The sequence below is a fragment of the uncultured Bradyrhizobium sp. genome, assembly GCF_936928535.1.
GTDB lineage: Bacteria > Pseudomonadota > Alphaproteobacteria > Rhizobiales > Xanthobacteraceae > Bradyrhizobium.
Window position 1 is genome coordinate 1 of the sequence record NZ_CAKZHY010000030.1, and the last position, 17,192, is coordinate 17,192.

Consider the following 17,192-nt stretch of genomic DNA (forward strand, 5'->3'; position numbering starts at 1 on the left):
GAGAGATACCCCTCATCCGGCGCTTCGCGCCACCTTCTCCCACAAGGGGAGAAGGATCGCACGGAGTTCGCGACTACCACGTTGCCTCAAACACCCGATCCAGCGCCGCGTCATACGTCGTCTGCACCAGCTCCGGATGCAGCTTGGCCAGTGCCTCCATCATCACCCCCGAATTGATCTCCAGCACGCGCCAAGCACCATCCACGCAAACCACGTCGATCGAGGCAAAGCGGATGCCGACGGCGCGCGCCGCTTCGGCCGCGAGCTTCACGCAAGCCGCGCGGGCCGCGCCGTCCTCCAGCAGCAGCGGCTTGGCGCCGGCGTCGAGATTGTGCCGCCAATCCGAGCCGCGCTGCTTGCTGTAGGCGACGAGAGGCGCATCATCGAGCAGCACCACGCGCACTTCGTCCTCGATCTCGACATAAGGCGAGATCACGAGCCCGGTGCTCATCGAGAAAACCTCGCCTACCGCGTGGTCGAGGTCTGCCGGCGTCGTCACCTTGAACACCGAACGCCCGGACGTCCCTTCATTCGGCTTCACCACCACGCCTTGGGGATGGGCGTGAAGCAGCGCAAGCATGGCCTCTCGCCAGTCGGGGCCGACAACATTCCTGCCGAGCTTCGGGTTGAGGAAGAGGTGATGGGGAATGCAGGGCACGCCAGCGAGCGACAGCACTTCCGATGTCGCCGATTTGTCGCTGGCGAGGCGATGCGCGATCGCGCTGTTGAGGCCGATGTCGTAGCCAAAGGCGAAGCGGCGCATCTCGCCGCGGCGCATCGCGATCAGCCAGCCACCGGCGCGAACGTCCACATCGACGCCATGGCGTGCGCCATAGCTCCTGATCGCCTGAACGAAGATTCGCTCGCTGGTCGCCATGTCCTGATCGTTCCGGGCGCCAAAAGCCGCAAAAATGCAGGAAATCGCGCCAAGACGGAGTGAAAGTCAGAGCTATTCTTAATGAAATTCTCGCGAGCGGGATGGAAATTAAGTTCTGCTTTCTCGCCCGAAAGGGAAAAGAAATTGCCCTACGCGCGTGCCGGACAGCAGATCCGTTAATGATGTGACTATTTCCGCCGCAAATGCCTGATTGACCCGCATCAATTGCAGCCGGAACGAGGTTGATTATTGGTCTCAATGGCGTAGATCACACACGCGAAATCCTCCGCCATGGCAATGGTGTCCGCCCGTTTTCAGGGCCGGGCAACGCTTTTGCCCGAAAACCGCAAGACATTCGGAATATCGAAAATCATGAGCGCGTTTTACCGAGAGAAGGTTCTTTCCGTCCAGCACTGGACCGACACCCTGTTCAGCTTCCGCGCCACGCGCGACACCGGCTTCCGCTTCCAGAACGGCCAGTTCGCCATGATCGGCCTTGAGGTCGACGGCCGTCCGCTGCTACGGGCCTACAGCATGGCCAGCGCCAATCACGAGGAAGAGCTCGAGTTCTTCTCGATCAAGGTGCAGGACGGTCCGCTGACCTCGCGCCTGCAGAAGATCAAGGAAGGCGACACCATCCTGGTCGGCCGCAAGGCGACCGGCACGCTGATCACCGACAACCTCATCCCCGGCAAGCGGCTGATGCTGCTCTCGACCGGCACCGGCCTTGCGCCCTTCGCCAGCCTGATCAAGGACCCCGAGGTCTATGAGCAGTTCGAGAGCATCGTGCTGGTGCATGGCTGCCGCCAGGTCTCCGAGCTCGCTTACGGCGAGAAGCTCGTCGCGAATTTGCGCGAGGACGAGCTGTTCGGCGAGTTGCTCGCGGACAAGCTGATCTATTATCCGACCGTGACCCGCGAGCCCTTCCGCAATCGCGGCCGCATCACCGACCTCATCAACTCCGAGCAAATTTTTAACGACATCGGCCAGGCACCCCTGAACATCGAGACCGACCGCGTCATGATGTGCGGCAGCCCGGCGATGCTCGAAGAGCTGAAGGTGATGTTCGAAGGCCGCGACTTCGTCGAGGGCTCAGGCAACACGCCCGGCCATTTCGTGATCGAGAAGGCGTTCGTCGAGCGGTAAGCTCGGCTCGCCGCCACCAATTCGGCTGTCGTCGCGGGTCTGCGCTGGCGCTTGCCCGGGATGACGGCTTGGTTTTGTGGCAACTGCCGCCCTCCCGCCCCTTTTTCTGCTGCACTGCAAAACCTATCCTCTCGGCGGATTGATTTGCGCCAGCCGATTTCGCTAGCGTGAAACAATCGCTGCGTCATATCCGTATGACAGGCGCGGGCGTATCGTACCGCCTCATGCTGGCGAGAGGGTGGAATCGTGGCCGACAACAACAAGACGCAGGAATCGCCCAAACGTTTGCCGTTGGCGGAAGAGGGGATCATGGAAACCCTGCTGCTTCCGTTCTCGCCGCGCTTCATCATTTTGACGATCTGCGCGGTCGTCACCGCGCTCCTGATCGGCATCGCCATCGCGGACCGCAGGATCTTCGACATCCTTCTGGTCCCGATCTGCATCTTCGGCGCACTGACGCTGCTCGGCGTCCGCGACCTCATGCAGAAGAGTCACGCGGTGCTGCGCAACTACCCGATCTCGGCGCACATCCGTTTCCTCCTGGAGGAAATTCGCCCGGAGATGCGGCAGTACTTCTTCGAGAGCGAGAAGGACGGCATGCCGTTCTCGCGCGACATCCGCGCGGTGGTCTATCAACGCGCCAAGATGCAGCTCGACAAGCGTCCCTTCGGCACCCAGGAGGACGTCTATCGCGAGGGCTATGAGTGGATGCATCACTCGGTCTCGCCGAAGACGCATGCGGAAGAAAAATTCCGTATCACCATCGGCGGCCCGGATTGTGCAAAGCCGTATTCGGCCTCGGTGTTCAACATCTCCGCCATGAGCTTTGGCGCGCTCAGCCCGAATGCCGTGCGCGCGCTCAATGCGGGCGCCAGGAAGGGCGGCTTCGCCCATGACACCGGCGAGGGCGGCTTCAGCCCCTATCACGCCGAGATGGGCGGAGATGTCATCTGGGAGATCGGCTCCGGCTATTTCGGCTGCCGCCATCGCGACGGCACCTTCGATCCGGAGGCGTTCGGGCGCGTTGCGAGCCAGGACCAGATCAAGATGGTCGAGCTCAAGATCAGCCAGGGCGCCAAGCCCGGCCATGGCGGCGTGCTGCCGGCGGCGAAAGTCTCGGAAGAAATCTCAAAAATCCGCGGCGTTGCCATGGGCGAGGATTGCATCTCGCCGGCCTCGCACCGCGCCTTCTCCACACCCACCGGCATGATGCAGTTCATCGCCGAGATGCGAAAGCTTTCGGGCGGCAAGCCGGCCGGCTTCAAGCTCTGCATCGGCCATCCCTGGGAGTTCCTGGCCATCTGCAAAGCGATGCTGGAGACCGGGATCTATCCTGATTTCATCGTGGTCGACGGCAATGAAGGCGGCACCGGCGCCGCGCCGCTCGAATTCATGGACCATTTGGGCATGCCGATGCGCGAGGGCATCAATTTCGTCCACAACGCGCTGGTCGGCATCAATGCGCGCGACCGCATCAAGCTCGGCGCATCAGGCAAGATCGCAACCGCCTTCGACATGGCGCGTGCGATGGCGATCGGCGCCGACTGGTGCAATTCGGCGCGCGGCTTCATGTTCTCGCTCGGCTGTATCCAGTCGCTGAGCTGCCACACCGACCGCTGCCCGACCGGGGTCGCGACCCAGGATCCGACCCGGGCGCGCGCGCTCTATGTGCCGCTCAAGATCGATCGCGTGCACAATTATCACCACGCCACGCTGCACTCGCTGACCGAGTTGATCGCCGCGGCCGGTCTCGAACATCCGCAGCAGCTGCGCCCGATCCACTTCAGTCAGCGGACGTCGACGACCAAGGTGCAAACCTTTGCGCAGCTCTATCCGGCGCTGCGGCCGGGCGAATTGCTGGAAGGCACGGAGGATCCGCGGTTCAGGGATGCCTGGCAGATGGCCCAGGCGGCCTCGTTCCAGCCGGCGATGTGAGGTTCCGCCCCACGGCATGATACCGGCCGCGGCGGCCTGGAATTCGTCGGCATCGGGGTTGTATCTTAACCCTCGTGTCAGCTTGGGGTGTAGAATGCTCCGATGGACGAAGAACGGCGCAACAAGGCCAGGCATCGCGTACTAAAGGCCGGAACCATCGAGTTCGGCGGCGGCGCGATCGACTGCACCGTCCGCAATTTCTCCGAGGCCGGCGCCGCCCTCGACGTCACGAGCCCGGTCGGCATTCCCGAGCACTTCATCCTGAACATCAAGGCCGAGGGTGTGCACCTGCCCTGCACCGTGGTGTGGCGCAAGGAGAGGCGGATCGGGGTGCGGTTCGGGTGAGGCGATCGCTAAATGGAATGGCGCGTCTCGTCGCGACGACGGTGCACCCTCTCCCCTAGTGGGAGAGGGTGGCTTTGCGGAGCAAAGCCGGGTGAGGGGTTCTCTCCGCGCGCGCTTCTCTTGCGATCGAATTTGCGGAAGCGACCCCTCATCCGGCGCTTCGCGCCACCTTCTCCCACAAGGGGAGAAGGAAGGGTCAGCAAGCTCACCCCGTCTCCACCTCGCCCAACCGGCTCGCCAGGATCTTGTCGATCCGCCTTCCGTCGAGATCGACCACCTCGATATGCCAGCCGGCGAAGTCGAAGGCGTCGCCGACATCAGGCAGCACGGTGAATTGCTGCAGCACCAGGCCGGCCACGGTGTTGTAGCGGTGATGCGGCGGCAGCTCGACGCTCAGGAGCTCGCCGAACTCGTCGACCGGCATCCAGCCCGAGACCAGCAGCGAGCCGTCCGCGCGCCTGACATAGGCCGGCTCCGGCGGGCCTTCCTCGGAATGGAATGCGCCGACGATCGATTCGAAAATGTCAGCCGCCGTCACCACACCTTCGAATGCGCCATATTCGTCATGGACGAGACCGAGATGCACGGGCGCGACCTTCAGGATCGCGAGCACGTCGCGTGCGTCGGCGGAGGCCGGAATGATCGGGGTCTCGCGCACCAGCGCCCGCAGATCGGGTGTACGCTCGCGCATATAGGCAATGAGCAGATCCTTGGCCTGGAGCACGCCGATCGGCTTGTCGCGATCGCCATCGCAGACCGGAAAGCGCGAATGCGGGCTCTTGGCGATCAGGGCCTGGATCGCATCCTGGTCGTCGTTCAGGTCGATCTCGTCGACCTCCGTGCGTGGCGTCATCACCGCGCCGACTGGGCGGTCGCCGAGCCGCATCACGCCTGCGATCATTTCCTTCTCGCCGGGCTCGAGCACGCCCGCGCTTTCGGCCTCGCTGACGAGATGGTGGATCTCGTCCTCCGACACTTTCTCCTCGGCCTTGCCGCCGCGACCGAGCATGGTGAGGATCAGCTTACCGGAGACATCGAGCAGAAACACCAGCGGCAGCGAGACCCGCGCCAGCACATGCATCGCGGGCGCGACCTTGACTGCGATGCTCTCGGGATCGCGCAGCGCTACCTGCTTCGGCACCAGTTCGCCGACGATCAGCGTCGCATAGGTGATGATCGTGACGACAATGCCGACACCGACGATGTCGGCAATGCCATTGGACATGCCGAGCTCGACCAGCCATTGCGTCAGCCGCTGCCCGAGCGTCGCGCCGGAGAAGGCGCCGGAGAGCACGCCGACCAGCGTGATGCCGATCTGCACGGTCGACAGGAACTTTCCGGGATCGGCGGCCAATGTCAGCGCGCGCTCGGCGCCGCGCACGCCCTTGGCCGCCAGCAGAGACAGCCGCGCCGGGCGCGATGAGACCACGGCCAGCTCCGACATGGACAACAGGCCGTTGATGACGATCAGGACGACGACGATGATGAGTTCGACAGACAACATTGTGCGCAAAGGGTAGGGACATCAGGCCCGGCGGGCGCCGGACCAAGCCCCTTATATATGAAAGCGATGCGCGCCTTGCCGGGTTCCGACCAAATTGTCGCAGCCGAAATTCAGCTGCTTTCGCCAGGGTTTTCCAGGCTGAACGTCTCCGACTGCTCGTCATAGGCGAACAGCTCGGCATAACGGCCCCAGGACACCACCGTCTTCAGCGTCTCGTCCGCATAATCCTCGGACATGTAGTCTTCCAGCTCGTTGCGGAACCGCGCCGCGGGCGCGGTATGCGAGGGCCGCTCGTCGAGCACACGGCGGATCAATCCCATCACTGGCACGTAGGTGACGAGATGCTCGGCGAACAGCTTTTTTCGTGCGTCGGTCTCGAGATGGGCGAAGCGCTTGCCCGCGTCGGTGAGCATCAGATCGCCTTCGCTGAGCTGGGCGAACCGCAGCAATTGCAGCGACTCGCCGAGGTGAAGGATTTCATCGGCCTCGAGCTGAAGCTGGCTTGCCAGCACCGGCAGGTCCGCGTGCCCATTGTACGGCGTATTCGCCAGCGTCTCGATCAGGCCTGATAGCACGTTGGATGACACATGGTGCAGGGTCATGCCAACGCCTGTACCCGGGATGCCTTCGTGCGCTGGCGTCTTGGGCTCCGCGCGCTGGGTCATGCGCGCGTAGATGCTGTCGACGAGCTGGCGGAAATGCGGATCGAGGCGGTTGCGCGGATGCGCCAGCTCGACCTTGATCTCGGCGGCGACGCGCCCCGGATTCGAGGAGAATACGAGGATGCGGTCGCACATCAGCACCGCTTCCTCGATATTGTGGGTCACCATGAGGATTGATTTGATCGGCAGGCGGCCTTCCATCCAGAGGTCGATCAGGTCGGTGCGCAGCGTCTCGGCGGTGAGCACGTCGAGCGCCGAGAACGGTTCATCCATCAGCAGCAAATCGGGATGCACGACCAGCGCGCGGGCAAAGCCGACGCGCTGACGCATGCCGCCCGACAATTCCTTGGGGAAAGCCGATTCGAATCCGTCGAGGCCGATCAGGTCGATCGCCGCGAGCGCGCGCTTGCGTCGCTCGGTCGCGTCGACACCGAGCGCCTCCAGCCCGAGCTCGACGTTTTGCAGCACCGTCAACCAGGGAAACAATGCGAACGACTGAAACACCATGGCGACGCCGTTCGGCGGCCCGGCGATGATCTCGCCCCGGCAGGTCGCCTGCCCCGTGGACGGGGCGACGAGACCGGCGATGATCCGCAGCAGCGTGGATTTGCCGGAGCCGGAGCGACCGAGCAGGCCGACGATCTCGCCGGAGCGGATCGTCAGGTCGACCTTCTCGAGCACCAGCAGCTGTTCGCCGCTGCCCTTCGGAAAGGACCGGCAGACGCCCCTTATATCGATGAGCGCAGGGGGGTGATCGAGCATGATGATCTCCTCGTCAGCCGAGCCGCAGGCGGCGCTCGCCGAAGGCATAGAGCGGTCGCCAGACCAGACGATTGAACAACGTCACCAGAATGCACATCGTGGCGATTCCGAGAACTACGCGCCGGAAATCGCCGGCTTCAGTCGCAGATGCGATATAGGCGCCGAGCCCGGTGGCGTTCAGATGTGTGTCGCCCCAACTGGCGACCTCGGCGACGATCGATGCGTTCCATGAGCCGCCGGAAGCCGTGATCGCGCCGGTGACGTAATAAGGGAAGATGCCCGGCAGGATCACCTTGAACCACCAGCGCCATCCGCCGAGATGAAGGCTGCTCGCCGCTTCGCGCAGATCGCTCGGAAAGGCGCTGGCGCCGGCGATGACGTTGAACAGGATGTACCATTGCGTGCCCAGGATCATCAGCGGGCTCAGCCAGATATTCGGATTGAGCTTGAAGCTGACGATGGCGACGACGAAGACCGGAAAGGCGAGGTTGGCGGGAAACGCCGCGAGAAACTGCGCGAGCGGCTGGATGCGCTCGGCCAGCTTTGGACGCAAGCCGATCCAAACGCCGATCGGCACCCAGATCAGGGTCGCAAGGCTGATCAGGATGATGACGCGCAACAGCGTGATCAGTCCGTCGCTGAACACGACGAGCACATCGCCGAGGCCAAGACTGGCCGAGAGGTAGCGATAGGTCAGCCAGGCGGCGTAGGCCGTGCCGGCGAGGACGACACCCAGCCAGAGACCGTCGATCAGTCGCGACGGCTGCCCTTTGCCCGTCGTCTGTATTCCCAGTTTGGGCAGCGAGATGCGCAAATTCGAAACCGCGCGATTGATCGCGGAGAAAGGCAGCGTCACCGCACGGAGCGCGCGGGTCCGGCGAAACAGGTCGAGCATCCAGGAGGTGGGTGGCTCGCCCGACGCCGTCTGCTCGAAGCGGAATTTATCGGCCCACGCAATGATGGGCCGGAACAGCAATTGATCATAGGCGATGATGACGAGCAGCATCGCCAGGATCGCATAGAAGATCGCCGGCAAATCGCGCTGCTGGATTGCCAGCGCGACATAGGATCCGACACCCGGCAAGGTCACGGTGGTGTTGCCGACGGTGATCGCTTCCGATGCGACGACGAAGAACCAGCCGCCGGACATCGACATCATCGCGTTCCAGATCAGTCCCGGCATCGCGAACGGCACGTCGAGGCGCCAGAAGCGCTGCCACCCCGAGAGATGAAAGCTCTGCGTGGCCTCCTCGAGATCCTTCGGCACGTTGCGCATCGACTGGTACATGCTGAACGTCATGTTCCAGGCCTGGCTGGTGAAGATCGCGAACACCGAGGCGAGCTCGGCGCCGAGCACCTGGCTCGGAAACAGGTTCATGAAGAAGACGACGGTGAAGGTGAGAAAGCCCAGGATCGGCACCGACTGGAGGATGTCCAGCACCGGGATCATGACCATCTCGGCGCGCCGGCTCTTGGCGGTAATTGCCGCATAGATGAAGGTGAAGATCGTCGAGCAGACGATCGCAAGCAGCATCCGCAGGACCGTGCGCAGCGCGTACAGCGGCAGGTTTGCCGGATCGAGCGAAACCGGCGAGCGCTCCAGCTCCGACAATGGCGCGACGGTCTGCTCGCCGCCATAGACGATCAGCACCATGGCCCCGATCACGAGGATCAGTGCGACGACATCCCAGACATTGGGGCGCAGCGCCCGGCCGATCGCGGCCGTGCGGGTATCTCTCGGCTTCATGGGCCCGCCTCTGGGCGACAATCCTGGGGCTAAAACTCGGCGTGGAGGCGGCCCGAGAAGATCGAGACCGGTCCACGGTCGGCGTTATAGGCCGGGTTTGTGATCAATTGATAGTCGCCCGTCAGCATCACGCCCTTGATCACCGAATACGCGTAATAGGCTTCCAGGATGCGTTCGGTGCTGTAGTTGAGTTGGCCGTCGCCGATCAACAGGCCGGTGCCGCCGGCTGCGAGGAAGTCGCGATGCGCGGCCGACAGGCCGTTGATGGCGCCGCCGATACCGATCGTATCGTCCGGACGTCCCCAACGGCTGCCCTTGATCGACAGGCCGCCCGACAGGCTGCGGTCGATGTCGGTGAAGGACAGGATCTGGTTCTGGCCGTCGTTCCAGCTGGCGCGCGCGAATAGCCCGACGTCATTGACGATCTGCTGCTCGAGATTGACGTAGAAGCCGTATTTGAGCCGGTCGCGCTGGGTCGCGCTGACGATGTCGTTGATATCGAGCGCCGGACTGGCCGCGGCCAGGTCCACGACCTCGCGATAGTTCGCGGTATGGCCGCTGTTGGCGAACACGCCGATGCGCAGCTTGCCGGGCTGCTCGAGCAGCGTGTGACGCTCCTCGAATTCGACGACACTGCCGCCGGTCTTGAAGGTCAGCACGTCGCTGTTCGGCGCATCCGGCACCTGGAACAGGCCGGCGCGGATCGCCCAATTCTTGCGGTTGAGTTCGACCACTGCGCCGCGGGTGTAGCCAGGCAGGTCGGCCGGGAAGTCGTAGGCGGCTGAGGCCCACATTGCCCAGTTCATAAAATCGGCGCGGGGGTCCTTTGCGTAGGAGTTGCCGTCGAAGAAGTCGCCGACGGCGAAGCGGCCGACGATCAGCGTGACGCGATCGATATCGCGCTTGCCTGCAAGCTGGTTCGGGCCGTCCTCGACCGCTTCCTGCTCGCCGCCGAGCCCGAAGGTCTGCTTGAAGTAGTAGCGCTGCGCGCGGATCTTCGGGAACGGCGCGCCCGCCTTCTGCGCTTCGCCGTTGGAGAAGCCGGCAAGGCCGAGCGTGCCGTTGAGACCAAAGCCCTGCGCGAGCTCCGGATTGAAATAAAACTCGCCGCCGTCCCAGAGGCGCGCGCCCAGAAACGCCGTCGTCGTCCACGTCGCCTGGAACTGGCCACCACCGGGCAGGCTCTGCGGGCTCGCATAGGGCGAATGGATCGGCCCATAGCCTTGCGGCAGCAGCGTCGTTTGCGCGTGGACGTTCCAGTCGTCGGAGTCGGGCAGCTTCGGTTTGCCGACCGCCGGCATCCACGGCGTGTCGCCGAACTGGTAGTTCAGGCCGAGCTTGAACAGATGAATGCGCGGGTCGACGTTAACGCTGCCGAGGCCGAAGCCGCTGAGGTCGTAGGTCTTGCGCGAGAGCTCGACATATTCATACTCGGCCTTCGCAGTCCAATTGCCGCTGACGGCGTATTCGAGACCGAGGCCCGCGGTCCATCCGGCCTGGTAGTGTCCGACCGGGAAGAGCGGCGTGACACCGTCGGTGTCGTTGACATTGATATGCGTATGGCCCCAGGCGATGCCGCCGGTGACGTAGGGCATGAAGCGGTCGAAGGCATAGCCGATGCGGCCGCGCACGGTGCCGACATAGTCGATCGTGGTGTTGAAGGGCACTGGTGAACGCGCGAGGGCCGGACCGTCCGTCGGCCCCGTGAAGGTCGCATCCGCCTCGATGCCGAGCACGAGGTGATTGGCGAGTTGCCTGTTGTAGCCGAGCTGATAGCCGCCGCTGAGGCCGGTCGCGCTGTGAGGCAGCAACGCGCCCTGTTCGGGCACGGGATTGGTGCCGGGACCGAAGCTCGCATCGCCGTAGGCCACGTGGCCGCCGACATAGAAGCCGGTCCAGTCGTACACGGTCTTCGCGGCGCGCGCCTTCAGCGGCAGGTCGGCGGCAAGGCTGGCAGCCGGCAGCGCGAGCACGCCCGAGGCAATTGCCGCGGCCGTCCGCAAGTACCTGTAACGGTGACTTCTCAACGTCAAAACGCACGCCCCCAAGACGTAAATATACCCAACCGCCGCGACATCCCTGCCAATTCGCGGCGATCCTGTCATCAGGGTCTTGGCTGCTCCGCGACCGGACGAGATGGCTCGTGACGCCGCGATTTCACCCCAGGTCGGGCCAAGCCCCTGCGCTTGTTGCGAACCTTATTGCTAATAATTCGCAATAGCAACTGATCCCAAATGTCGCAGGGGATGGTTCGCATCCTTGTGTGACGGGACTGCAACAAGATCCCGGTGCGGAAAAAGCTTGACCCGCCCGGGGGGACAGCCGGGCGGGTCGGGGGGCACGACACGGGGTGGATGAGGCGCCCGTGTCGGACGCAGGATCCACGTAAGATGGGCCTCAGAACCTTAGATCAGTAGCAACTGCGAACGCGGCCGACATACTGGCCGAAGGCGTTGTACTGGGCGACCCAGCCGCAGCGGTGATAGCCGTAGTAATAGGGTTCGTTGCTGGCGGCGATCGCGGTGCCGACGATGGCGGCGGTGGCGATGCCGGCGCCGACACCCCAGCCCCAGCCGAGCGGCTTGGCCTGAGCGGTCGAGGTGGTGGACGCGATGCTGACGGTGACGGCAAGGGTGGCGAGAGCGATTGCGGCAAGCCTGGTCTTGATCGACATGTGAAACTCCATCCGGGTTGAGGCGGTCCGTTGTGGTCCGCGTGCCCAATTGGACGGGGGCTTGTCGTATCAGGTTCGAAGACGCCGCGGGCGGCTCCGCAGTCGGTCATTTTCGCAAATGATTACAGGCGGGTGTGAGCTAGCCGAGAGGGCCCTTGGCGAGCCTGTTCACGTCGAAGTTATCGACCTCGGCAAGCAGTTCGCAAAAGGCGCGGGCGCCTTGGTCGAGCAGGTGGTCGCCCTTCGCCGGCACCGCCAGCGTGGCATTGCCGACCGCCCCGCTGGCGTTGAGATCCTGCGCCTGCCAGGCAAAGGGCGCGGGCCGCTGCGTCGAGAGCCAACGATATTGTTTTTCTATCGCGATGCTGCTCGCAGGAAAATCCGCGATCGCGTCAGCACGCACCTGATCGGGATAGCGCGCCAGCATGATCGAGGTCTCGATCGCACCACCGTGAATGCCGTGGCGCACTTCATCCGCCGGGAACAATTTGTCCGCAGCCGATAGCCGCGACCACGACGTCGTCACAACGAACAATTTTTGATGCGCGCGAAGATCCTGCGCCACCAGCATCATCGCCGCGCTGTTGCCGCCATGGCTGGTGATGATGACGAGCTTTTTCACGCCGCGTCGTGCGACGTCCTCGCCGATTCCCGTCCAGCGCTTCAACGCCGTTTCGGTCGACAGCGTCTGCGTGCCCGGATAGTCGATATGCTCGGTGGAGATGCCGACCGGCTCAACGGGCAGGAACGTCACGGGGGCGGCCGCGGGCAGCAGCTCCCGCACGCGAGCCAGATAGGCGTCGGCGATCAACACGTCTGTCTCATTGGGCAGATGCGGACCGTGCTGCTCGGTTGCCGCCAGCGGCAGCACCGCGATCCAGCGCGACACGTCCGCGAGCGCGGCGTCGGCCCAGCGGATCTCGGTCCAGTCGCGGGAAGGCGTCATCAAGGTTTCTTTGCCCGAATTTGTCACGTAGTTTGGTGTTATCAGGGGACGCGGGCCCGGCCGGCTCGCGTCCCCTGTCATGTTACGGTTTTATCGCGTTGTTTTGATATCGGCTAGAGAAGCCATCGACGGAGTGCATTCATGAGCCCTTCCCACCTGCGACGAGCGTTAACGGCGGGCTTGCTGGCCTCTCTCGTGTCGATCCTGCCGGCGCGCAGCGAAACCCTGGACAAGGTCACCTTCGGCACCAATTGGGTCGCCGAGGCCGAGCATGGCGGGTTCTTCCAGGCTGTCGCCGACGGCACCTACAAGAAGTACGGGCTCGACGTCAGCATCGTGCCGGGCGGGCCGAACGAGAACAACCGGATGCTGCTGGTCGCCGGCAAGATCGATTTCTTCATGGCCGCGAACACGCTGATGTCGTTCGATGCGGTCGCAAACAACGTCCCCGTGGTGACGATCGCCGCGATGTTCCAGAAGGACCCGCAAGTGCTGCTGTCGCAGCCCGATGCGAAGGTCACCAAGCTGGAGGACCTCAAGCCGCTGACGCTGTTCGTCTCCAAGGAGGGCATGAGCAGCTATTTCCAGTGGCTGAAGTCCGAATATGGCTTCAGCGAGAAGAACGTCCGGCCCTATAATTTCAATCCGCAGCCTTTCATCGCCAATCCCAAGAGCGCGATGCAGGGCTATGTCACCTCCGAGCCTTTCGCGGTCGAGAAGGCCGCGGGCTTCAAGCCCAACGTCATCCTGCTCGCCGATGCCGGCTTCAATACTTATTCGACGCTGATCGAGACCCGCCGCGACATCGTCGAGAAGAAGCCTGATATGGTGCAGCGCTTCGTCGATGCCTCGATCGTCGGCTGGTACAATTACATCTACGGCGACAATTCCGCCGGCAATGCCATGATCAAGAAACTCAATCCGGAGATGACCGACGATCTGCTCGCCTATTCCGTCGCCAAGATGAAGCAATACGGCATCGTCGATTCCGGCGACAGCGTGAAGGCCGGCATCGGTGCGATGAGCGACGATCGCTACACCTCTTTCTTCAACAAGATGGTGAAGGCCGGCGTCGTGAGGGGCGATCTCGACTTCCGCAAGTCCTACACGCTGCGCTTCGTCAACAAGGGTGTCGGCGTCGAGCTGCGCCCCGCCAAGCCGTAACGCCAGCGTTGATGTCGTCAGTCAAACCTTCGTCAGGGGTCGAGGCCAGCCTGACGGCGCTTGCCGTCAGCCTGCGCGACGTGACGAAGGTCTATGACAACGGCGTCATGGCGCTCGGTCCGCTCGATCTCGCGGTGCGCAAGGGCGAATTCATTTCGCTGCTCGGGCCATCGGGCTGCGGCAAGTCGACCGCGTTGCGGCTGATCGCGGGATTGACTGCGGCATCATCGGGCACAGTGCGGGTGTCGCGCCATGAGGGCGAGATGCAAATTGGCCATGGCATCGGCTTCGTATTCCAGGAGCCGACCCTGATGCCCTGGACCAGCGTGCGCGAAAACGTGCGGCTGCCGCTGAAGCTTGGCGGCATCCCGAAAGCCGAAGGGCGGGCGCGCGCCGATGCCGCGCTCGCCAGCGTCGGCCTTGCCGATTTCGCCGATGCCTTTCCGCGCGAACTCTCCGGCGGCATGAAGATGCGGGTGTCGCTCGCCCGCGCGCTCGTCACCGATCCTGATATCCTGCTGATGGATGAGCCGTTCGCCGCGCTCGACGAGATCACGCGCTTCCGCCTCAACAACGATCTGCTCGCGTTGTGGCGCAGCCTTGGCAAGACCGTCATCTTCGTCACCCATTCGGTGTTCGAATCCGTCTATCTGTCGCAGCGCGTCGTGGTGATGACGGCGCGGCCCGGCCGTATCCTGGCCGACATCCGCATCGAGACGGTCGAGCCGCGCGGCGAGGAGTTTCGCACCTCGGCCGCCTATTCCGATTATTGCCGGCGCGTCTCGGCCGCGCTGGCGCCATCTTATGCCGGGCAGTTGACGCTATGAACGCGCAAGCCCCGGTCGCCGCAAAGCCATCCACCGCGCACAGCGCGGTGCGCTTTGTGTTGCCCCTCATCGTGTTCGCGGCCGGCCTCGCCGCCTGGGAGATCGTGGTCCGCCTCCGGGAGATCCCGCCTTATGTGTTGCCGGCGCCGTCAGTGATTTTCCTGACGCTGATCAAGGACTGGGCGGTGCTGTCGCAATCGCTTGCGACTACGCTGCTGACGACGCTCGAAGGGTTTGCCGCTGCAAGCATCGGCGGCATCGCGCTGGCGCTGTTGTTCAACCAGTCGAAATGGGTGGAATATTCGCTGTTCCCCTACGCGGTCGTGCTGCAGGTGACGCCTGTCATCGCGGTCGCGCCGCTGCTGCTGATCTATCTGGAGCAGCAGACCGCCGTCGTCGTCTGCGCCTTCATCGTCGCCTTCTTCCCGGTGCTGTCGAACACCACGCTCGGGCTCAATTCGGTCGACCGCAACCTTGCCGGCCTGTTCCAGCTCTATGGCGCTTCAAAGCCACAAACCCTGCGCTTCCTGAAGCTGCCGGCGGCGTTGCCCTATATCCTCGGCGGCCTGCGCATCGCGGGCGGCCTGTCGCTGATCGGCGCCGTGGTCGCCGAGATCGCTGCGGGAACGGCGGGGGCCGGCTCGGGCCTTGCCTACCGGATCGCCGAGTCAGGCTATCGCCTGAACATACCCCGCATGTTCGCAGCGCTGCTGTTGTTGTCGCTGGCCGGGATTGTCATCTATGGGGTGCTGGCGCTAATTTCCCACCTCGTTTTACGGCGCTGGCATGAGAGCGCGCTTGGAAAGGAAACCTGATGTCTACCGGTTCGATTTCGTCCGACAAGATCGACCTTCTGATCTATGGGCCGGCGCGGCCGATCCTCGAGAACGGGTTTTCCGATCATTTCGTCGTGCACAAGGCGGAGACGCGCGGTGACCTCGAGCGGTTGACGCCGGCGATCCGCGACAGGATCCGGGGCGTCGCGGTGACCTATCACACCGTCCGTGCCGACAAGGATTCGCTGTCGCAATTGCCCAAGATCGAGATGGTGGCGAGCTTCGGCGTCGGCTACGACCATATCGACTCCAAATACGCGGCCGAGCACAACATCATCGTCACCAACACGCCTGACGTGCTGACCGAAGAGGTTGCCGACGTCGCGATGGGCCTCTTGATCTCCACCGTGCGCGAATTCATCAAGGCCGATCGCTACGTGCGCTCGGGCCTCTGGCAGACCCAGAACTATCCGCTCAGCGTCGGCTCGTTGCGCGACCGCAAGGTCGGCATCGTCGGCATGGGCCGGATCGGCCAGGCCATCGCCCGCCGGCTCGATGCCTCGCTGGTGCCGGTGGTCTATCACTCGCGCAATCCGTCCAAGGACGTTTCCTACAAGCACTATCCTGACCTGATCGAGATGGCGAAGGCCGTCGATACGCTGATGGTGATCGTGCCGGGCGGCGCCAGCACCAACAAGATGATCAATGCCGAGGTGCTGAAGGCGCTCGGCCCGCGCGGCGTGCTGATCAACGTGGCGCGGGGCTCTGTCGTCGACGAGCCCGCGCTGGTCCAGGCGCTGAAGTCGGGCACCATCCTCGCCGCCGGCCTCGACGTGTTCGCGGCCGAGCCCAACGTGCCTGACGAGCTCAAGACCATGCAGAACGTCGTGCTGTTGCCGCATATCGGTTCGGCCTCGGTGGTGACGCGCAATGCCATGGACCAGCTCGTGGTCGACAACCTCAAATCATGGTTCTCAGGCAAGGCGCCGCTGACGCCGGTTGCCGAGACGCCGTTCAAGGGGCGCTGATGACCATTCTTCGGGTCGTTGCATTCGCCGCCGCGGCCTGGCTGGCCGCGATCGGCATCGCGCATGCGCAGGATGCGACAACCCTGAAGAAGGAGTTGGTCGGGCAGTGGGAGCTCTCGACCACCGAGCGCAGCAAGACCTGCGTCGTCACGATGAAGGGCGATGCGGCCGGGCAAGGCTTCAAGCTTGAGCTCGAGCCGGCCTGCAAGACCGCGCTGCCCTTCACCAAGGATATCGTCGCCTGGAGCGTCAAGGGCCTCGATATCGTTCGCCTGCAGGATGCATCAGGCGAATCCGTGATCGACTTCACCGAGGTCGAGGCGGGCATCTTCGAAGGCCTCCGGCAGGGCGAGGGCGTCTACATCCTGCAAGACCTCGCCGCCGCCCGCTCGATGGCCAAGTCGATGGACCAGATGATCGGCGACTGGGCGATGGTGCGCGGCAACGGCCAGCCGATCTGCGGCCTGACCCTGACCAACACGGAGGCCGACCAGGACAATTTCCAGGTCTTCCTCAAGCCGAAATGCGATGCGGCGATCGCTCAGTTCAACCCGACGCAATGGCGGCTCGAGCGTGGCCAGATCATCCTGATGTCCAAATCCGGCGACGTCTGGCAGTTCGAGGCCGACGACAACGCGCAATGGCGCCGGGTTCCCGATACGGCCGACCCCTTGATCATGCTGCGCCAATAGGCGCCGGTCCGTTAGCTTTTCTGTTCTGCAATTTTCCCGGGCCCATTTTTTTCTGAGGTCATGTCGATCCGGTCACGGCTGGATCGTCATCTCAATAGCGAGCTGAT

Annotated in this window: 15 protein-coding genes; 8 read left to right on the forward strand and 7 right to left on the reverse strand. The window is 63.6% G+C overall.

The annotated features are described in order from the left end of the window. Window positions 1-73 precede the first annotated feature (73 nt). A complete protein-coding gene (locus Q0687_RS03695) occupies window positions 74-877 on the reverse strand; it encodes a RimK-like protein (RefSeq protein WP_298872401.1) in 804 nt (267 codons plus the stop codon). Between the two features lie 372 nt (window positions 878-1,249). Here Q0687_RS03695 and Q0687_RS03700 point away from each other — a divergent pair, with 372 nt between their 5' ends. The 3 genes from Q0687_RS03700 to Q0687_RS03710 all read left to right on the forward strand — a co-directional run bounded on the left by Q0687_RS03700 (window position 1,250) and on the right by Q0687_RS03710 (window position 4,303). Then, entirely contained in the window at window positions 1,250-2,023 is a 774-nt protein-coding gene (locus tag Q0687_RS03700; RefSeq protein ID WP_298872404.1) for a ferredoxin--NADP reductase, read from the forward strand. A gap of 309 nt (window positions 2,024-2,332) precedes the next feature. Then, window positions 2,333-3,958 carry an FMN-binding glutamate synthase family protein gene (locus tag Q0687_RS03705; protein WP_298872486.1) on the forward strand — a complete coding sequence of 542 codons (1,626 nt, stop codon included), beginning with the start codon at window positions 2,333-2,335 and terminating at the stop codon, window positions 3,956-3,958. Window positions 3,959-4,060: 102 nt separating this feature from the next. Continuing rightward, entirely contained in the window at window positions 4,061-4,303 is a 243-nt protein-coding gene (locus tag Q0687_RS03710; RefSeq protein WP_298872408.1) for a PilZ domain-containing protein, read from the forward strand. Between the two features lie 205 nt (window positions 4,304-4,508). On the opposite strand, the gene Q0687_RS03715 is transcribed toward Q0687_RS03710, so the two are convergent. From Q0687_RS03715 to Q0687_RS03740, 6 genes are all read right to left on the reverse strand, one after another. Further along, window positions 4,509-5,807 (reverse strand): hemolysin family protein, encoded by a 1,299-nt coding sequence (locus Q0687_RS03715; protein WP_298872411.1) that lies wholly within the window; start codon window positions 5,805-5,807, stop codon window positions 4,509-4,511. A gap of 110 nt (window positions 5,808-5,917) precedes the next feature. Then, window positions 5,918-7,231, reverse strand: a complete 1,314-nt coding sequence (locus Q0687_RS03720) for a nitrate/sulfonate/bicarbonate ABC transporter ATP-binding protein (protein WP_298872414.1) — start codon at window positions 7,229-7,231, stop codon at window positions 5,918-5,920. A gap of 13 nt (window positions 7,232-7,244) precedes the next feature. Next, window positions 7,245-8,978: an ABC transporter permease subunit gene (locus tag Q0687_RS03725; protein ID WP_298872417.1), complete on the reverse strand. Its 1,734-nt coding sequence runs from the start codon at window positions 8,976-8,978 to the stop codon at window positions 7,245-7,247. Between the two features lie 29 nt (window positions 8,979-9,007). Then, on the reverse strand, window positions 9,008-11,083 hold the full coding sequence (locus tag Q0687_RS03730) for a carbohydrate porin (RefSeq protein ID WP_298872420.1): 2,076 nt from the start codon (window positions 11,081-11,083) through the stop codon (window positions 9,008-9,010). Between the two features lie 305 nt (window positions 11,084-11,388). Next, complete coding sequence (locus Q0687_RS03735) at window positions 11,389-11,652, reverse strand: hypothetical protein (protein WP_298872423.1); 264 nt, start codon at window positions 11,650-11,652, stop codon at window positions 11,389-11,391. A gap of 139 nt (window positions 11,653-11,791) precedes the next feature. Then, window positions 11,792-12,598, reverse strand: a complete 807-nt coding sequence (locus tag Q0687_RS03740; protein ID WP_298872425.1) for a creatininase family protein — start codon at window positions 12,596-12,598, stop codon at window positions 11,792-11,794. A 141-nt stretch (window positions 12,599-12,739) separates the two neighbouring features. On the opposite strand from Q0687_RS03740, the gene Q0687_RS03745 reads away from it, so the two are divergent. Genes Q0687_RS03745 through Q0687_RS03765 form a run of 5 tightly spaced genes read left to right on the forward strand, consistent with a single transcriptional unit; the run spans window position 12,740 to window position 17,085 of the window. Then, window positions 12,740-13,762: an ABC transporter substrate-binding protein gene (locus Q0687_RS03745; RefSeq protein WP_298872428.1), complete on the forward strand. Its 1,023-nt coding sequence runs from the start codon at window positions 12,740-12,742 to the stop codon at window positions 13,760-13,762. A gap of 11 nt (window positions 13,763-13,773) precedes the next feature. Further along, window positions 13,774-14,589 (forward strand): ABC transporter ATP-binding protein, encoded by an 816-nt coding sequence (locus Q0687_RS03750; RefSeq protein WP_298872431.1) that lies wholly within the window; start codon window positions 13,774-13,776, stop codon window positions 14,587-14,589. Beyond that, window positions 14,586-15,404, forward strand: a complete 819-nt coding sequence (locus tag Q0687_RS03755; protein ID WP_298872434.1) for an ABC transporter permease — start codon at window positions 14,586-14,588, stop codon at window positions 15,402-15,404. Before Q0687_RS03750 ends, Q0687_RS03755 begins: the two co-directional genes overlap by 4 nt. After that, complete coding sequence (locus Q0687_RS03760) at window positions 15,404-16,393, forward strand: 2-hydroxyacid dehydrogenase (RefSeq protein WP_298872435.1); 990 nt, start codon at window positions 15,404-15,406, stop codon at window positions 16,391-16,393. The genes Q0687_RS03755 and Q0687_RS03760 overlap by 1 nt, the downstream gene beginning before the upstream one ends. Beyond that, the gene (locus Q0687_RS03765) at window positions 16,393-17,085 is read left to right on the forward strand and encodes an AprI/Inh family metalloprotease inhibitor (RefSeq protein ID WP_298872438.1); all 693 of its coding nucleotides are present in this window, start codon (window positions 16,393-16,395) and stop codon (window positions 17,083-17,085) included. The genes Q0687_RS03760 and Q0687_RS03765 overlap by 1 nt, the downstream gene beginning before the upstream one ends. Window positions 17,086-17,192: the final 107 nt, after the last annotated feature.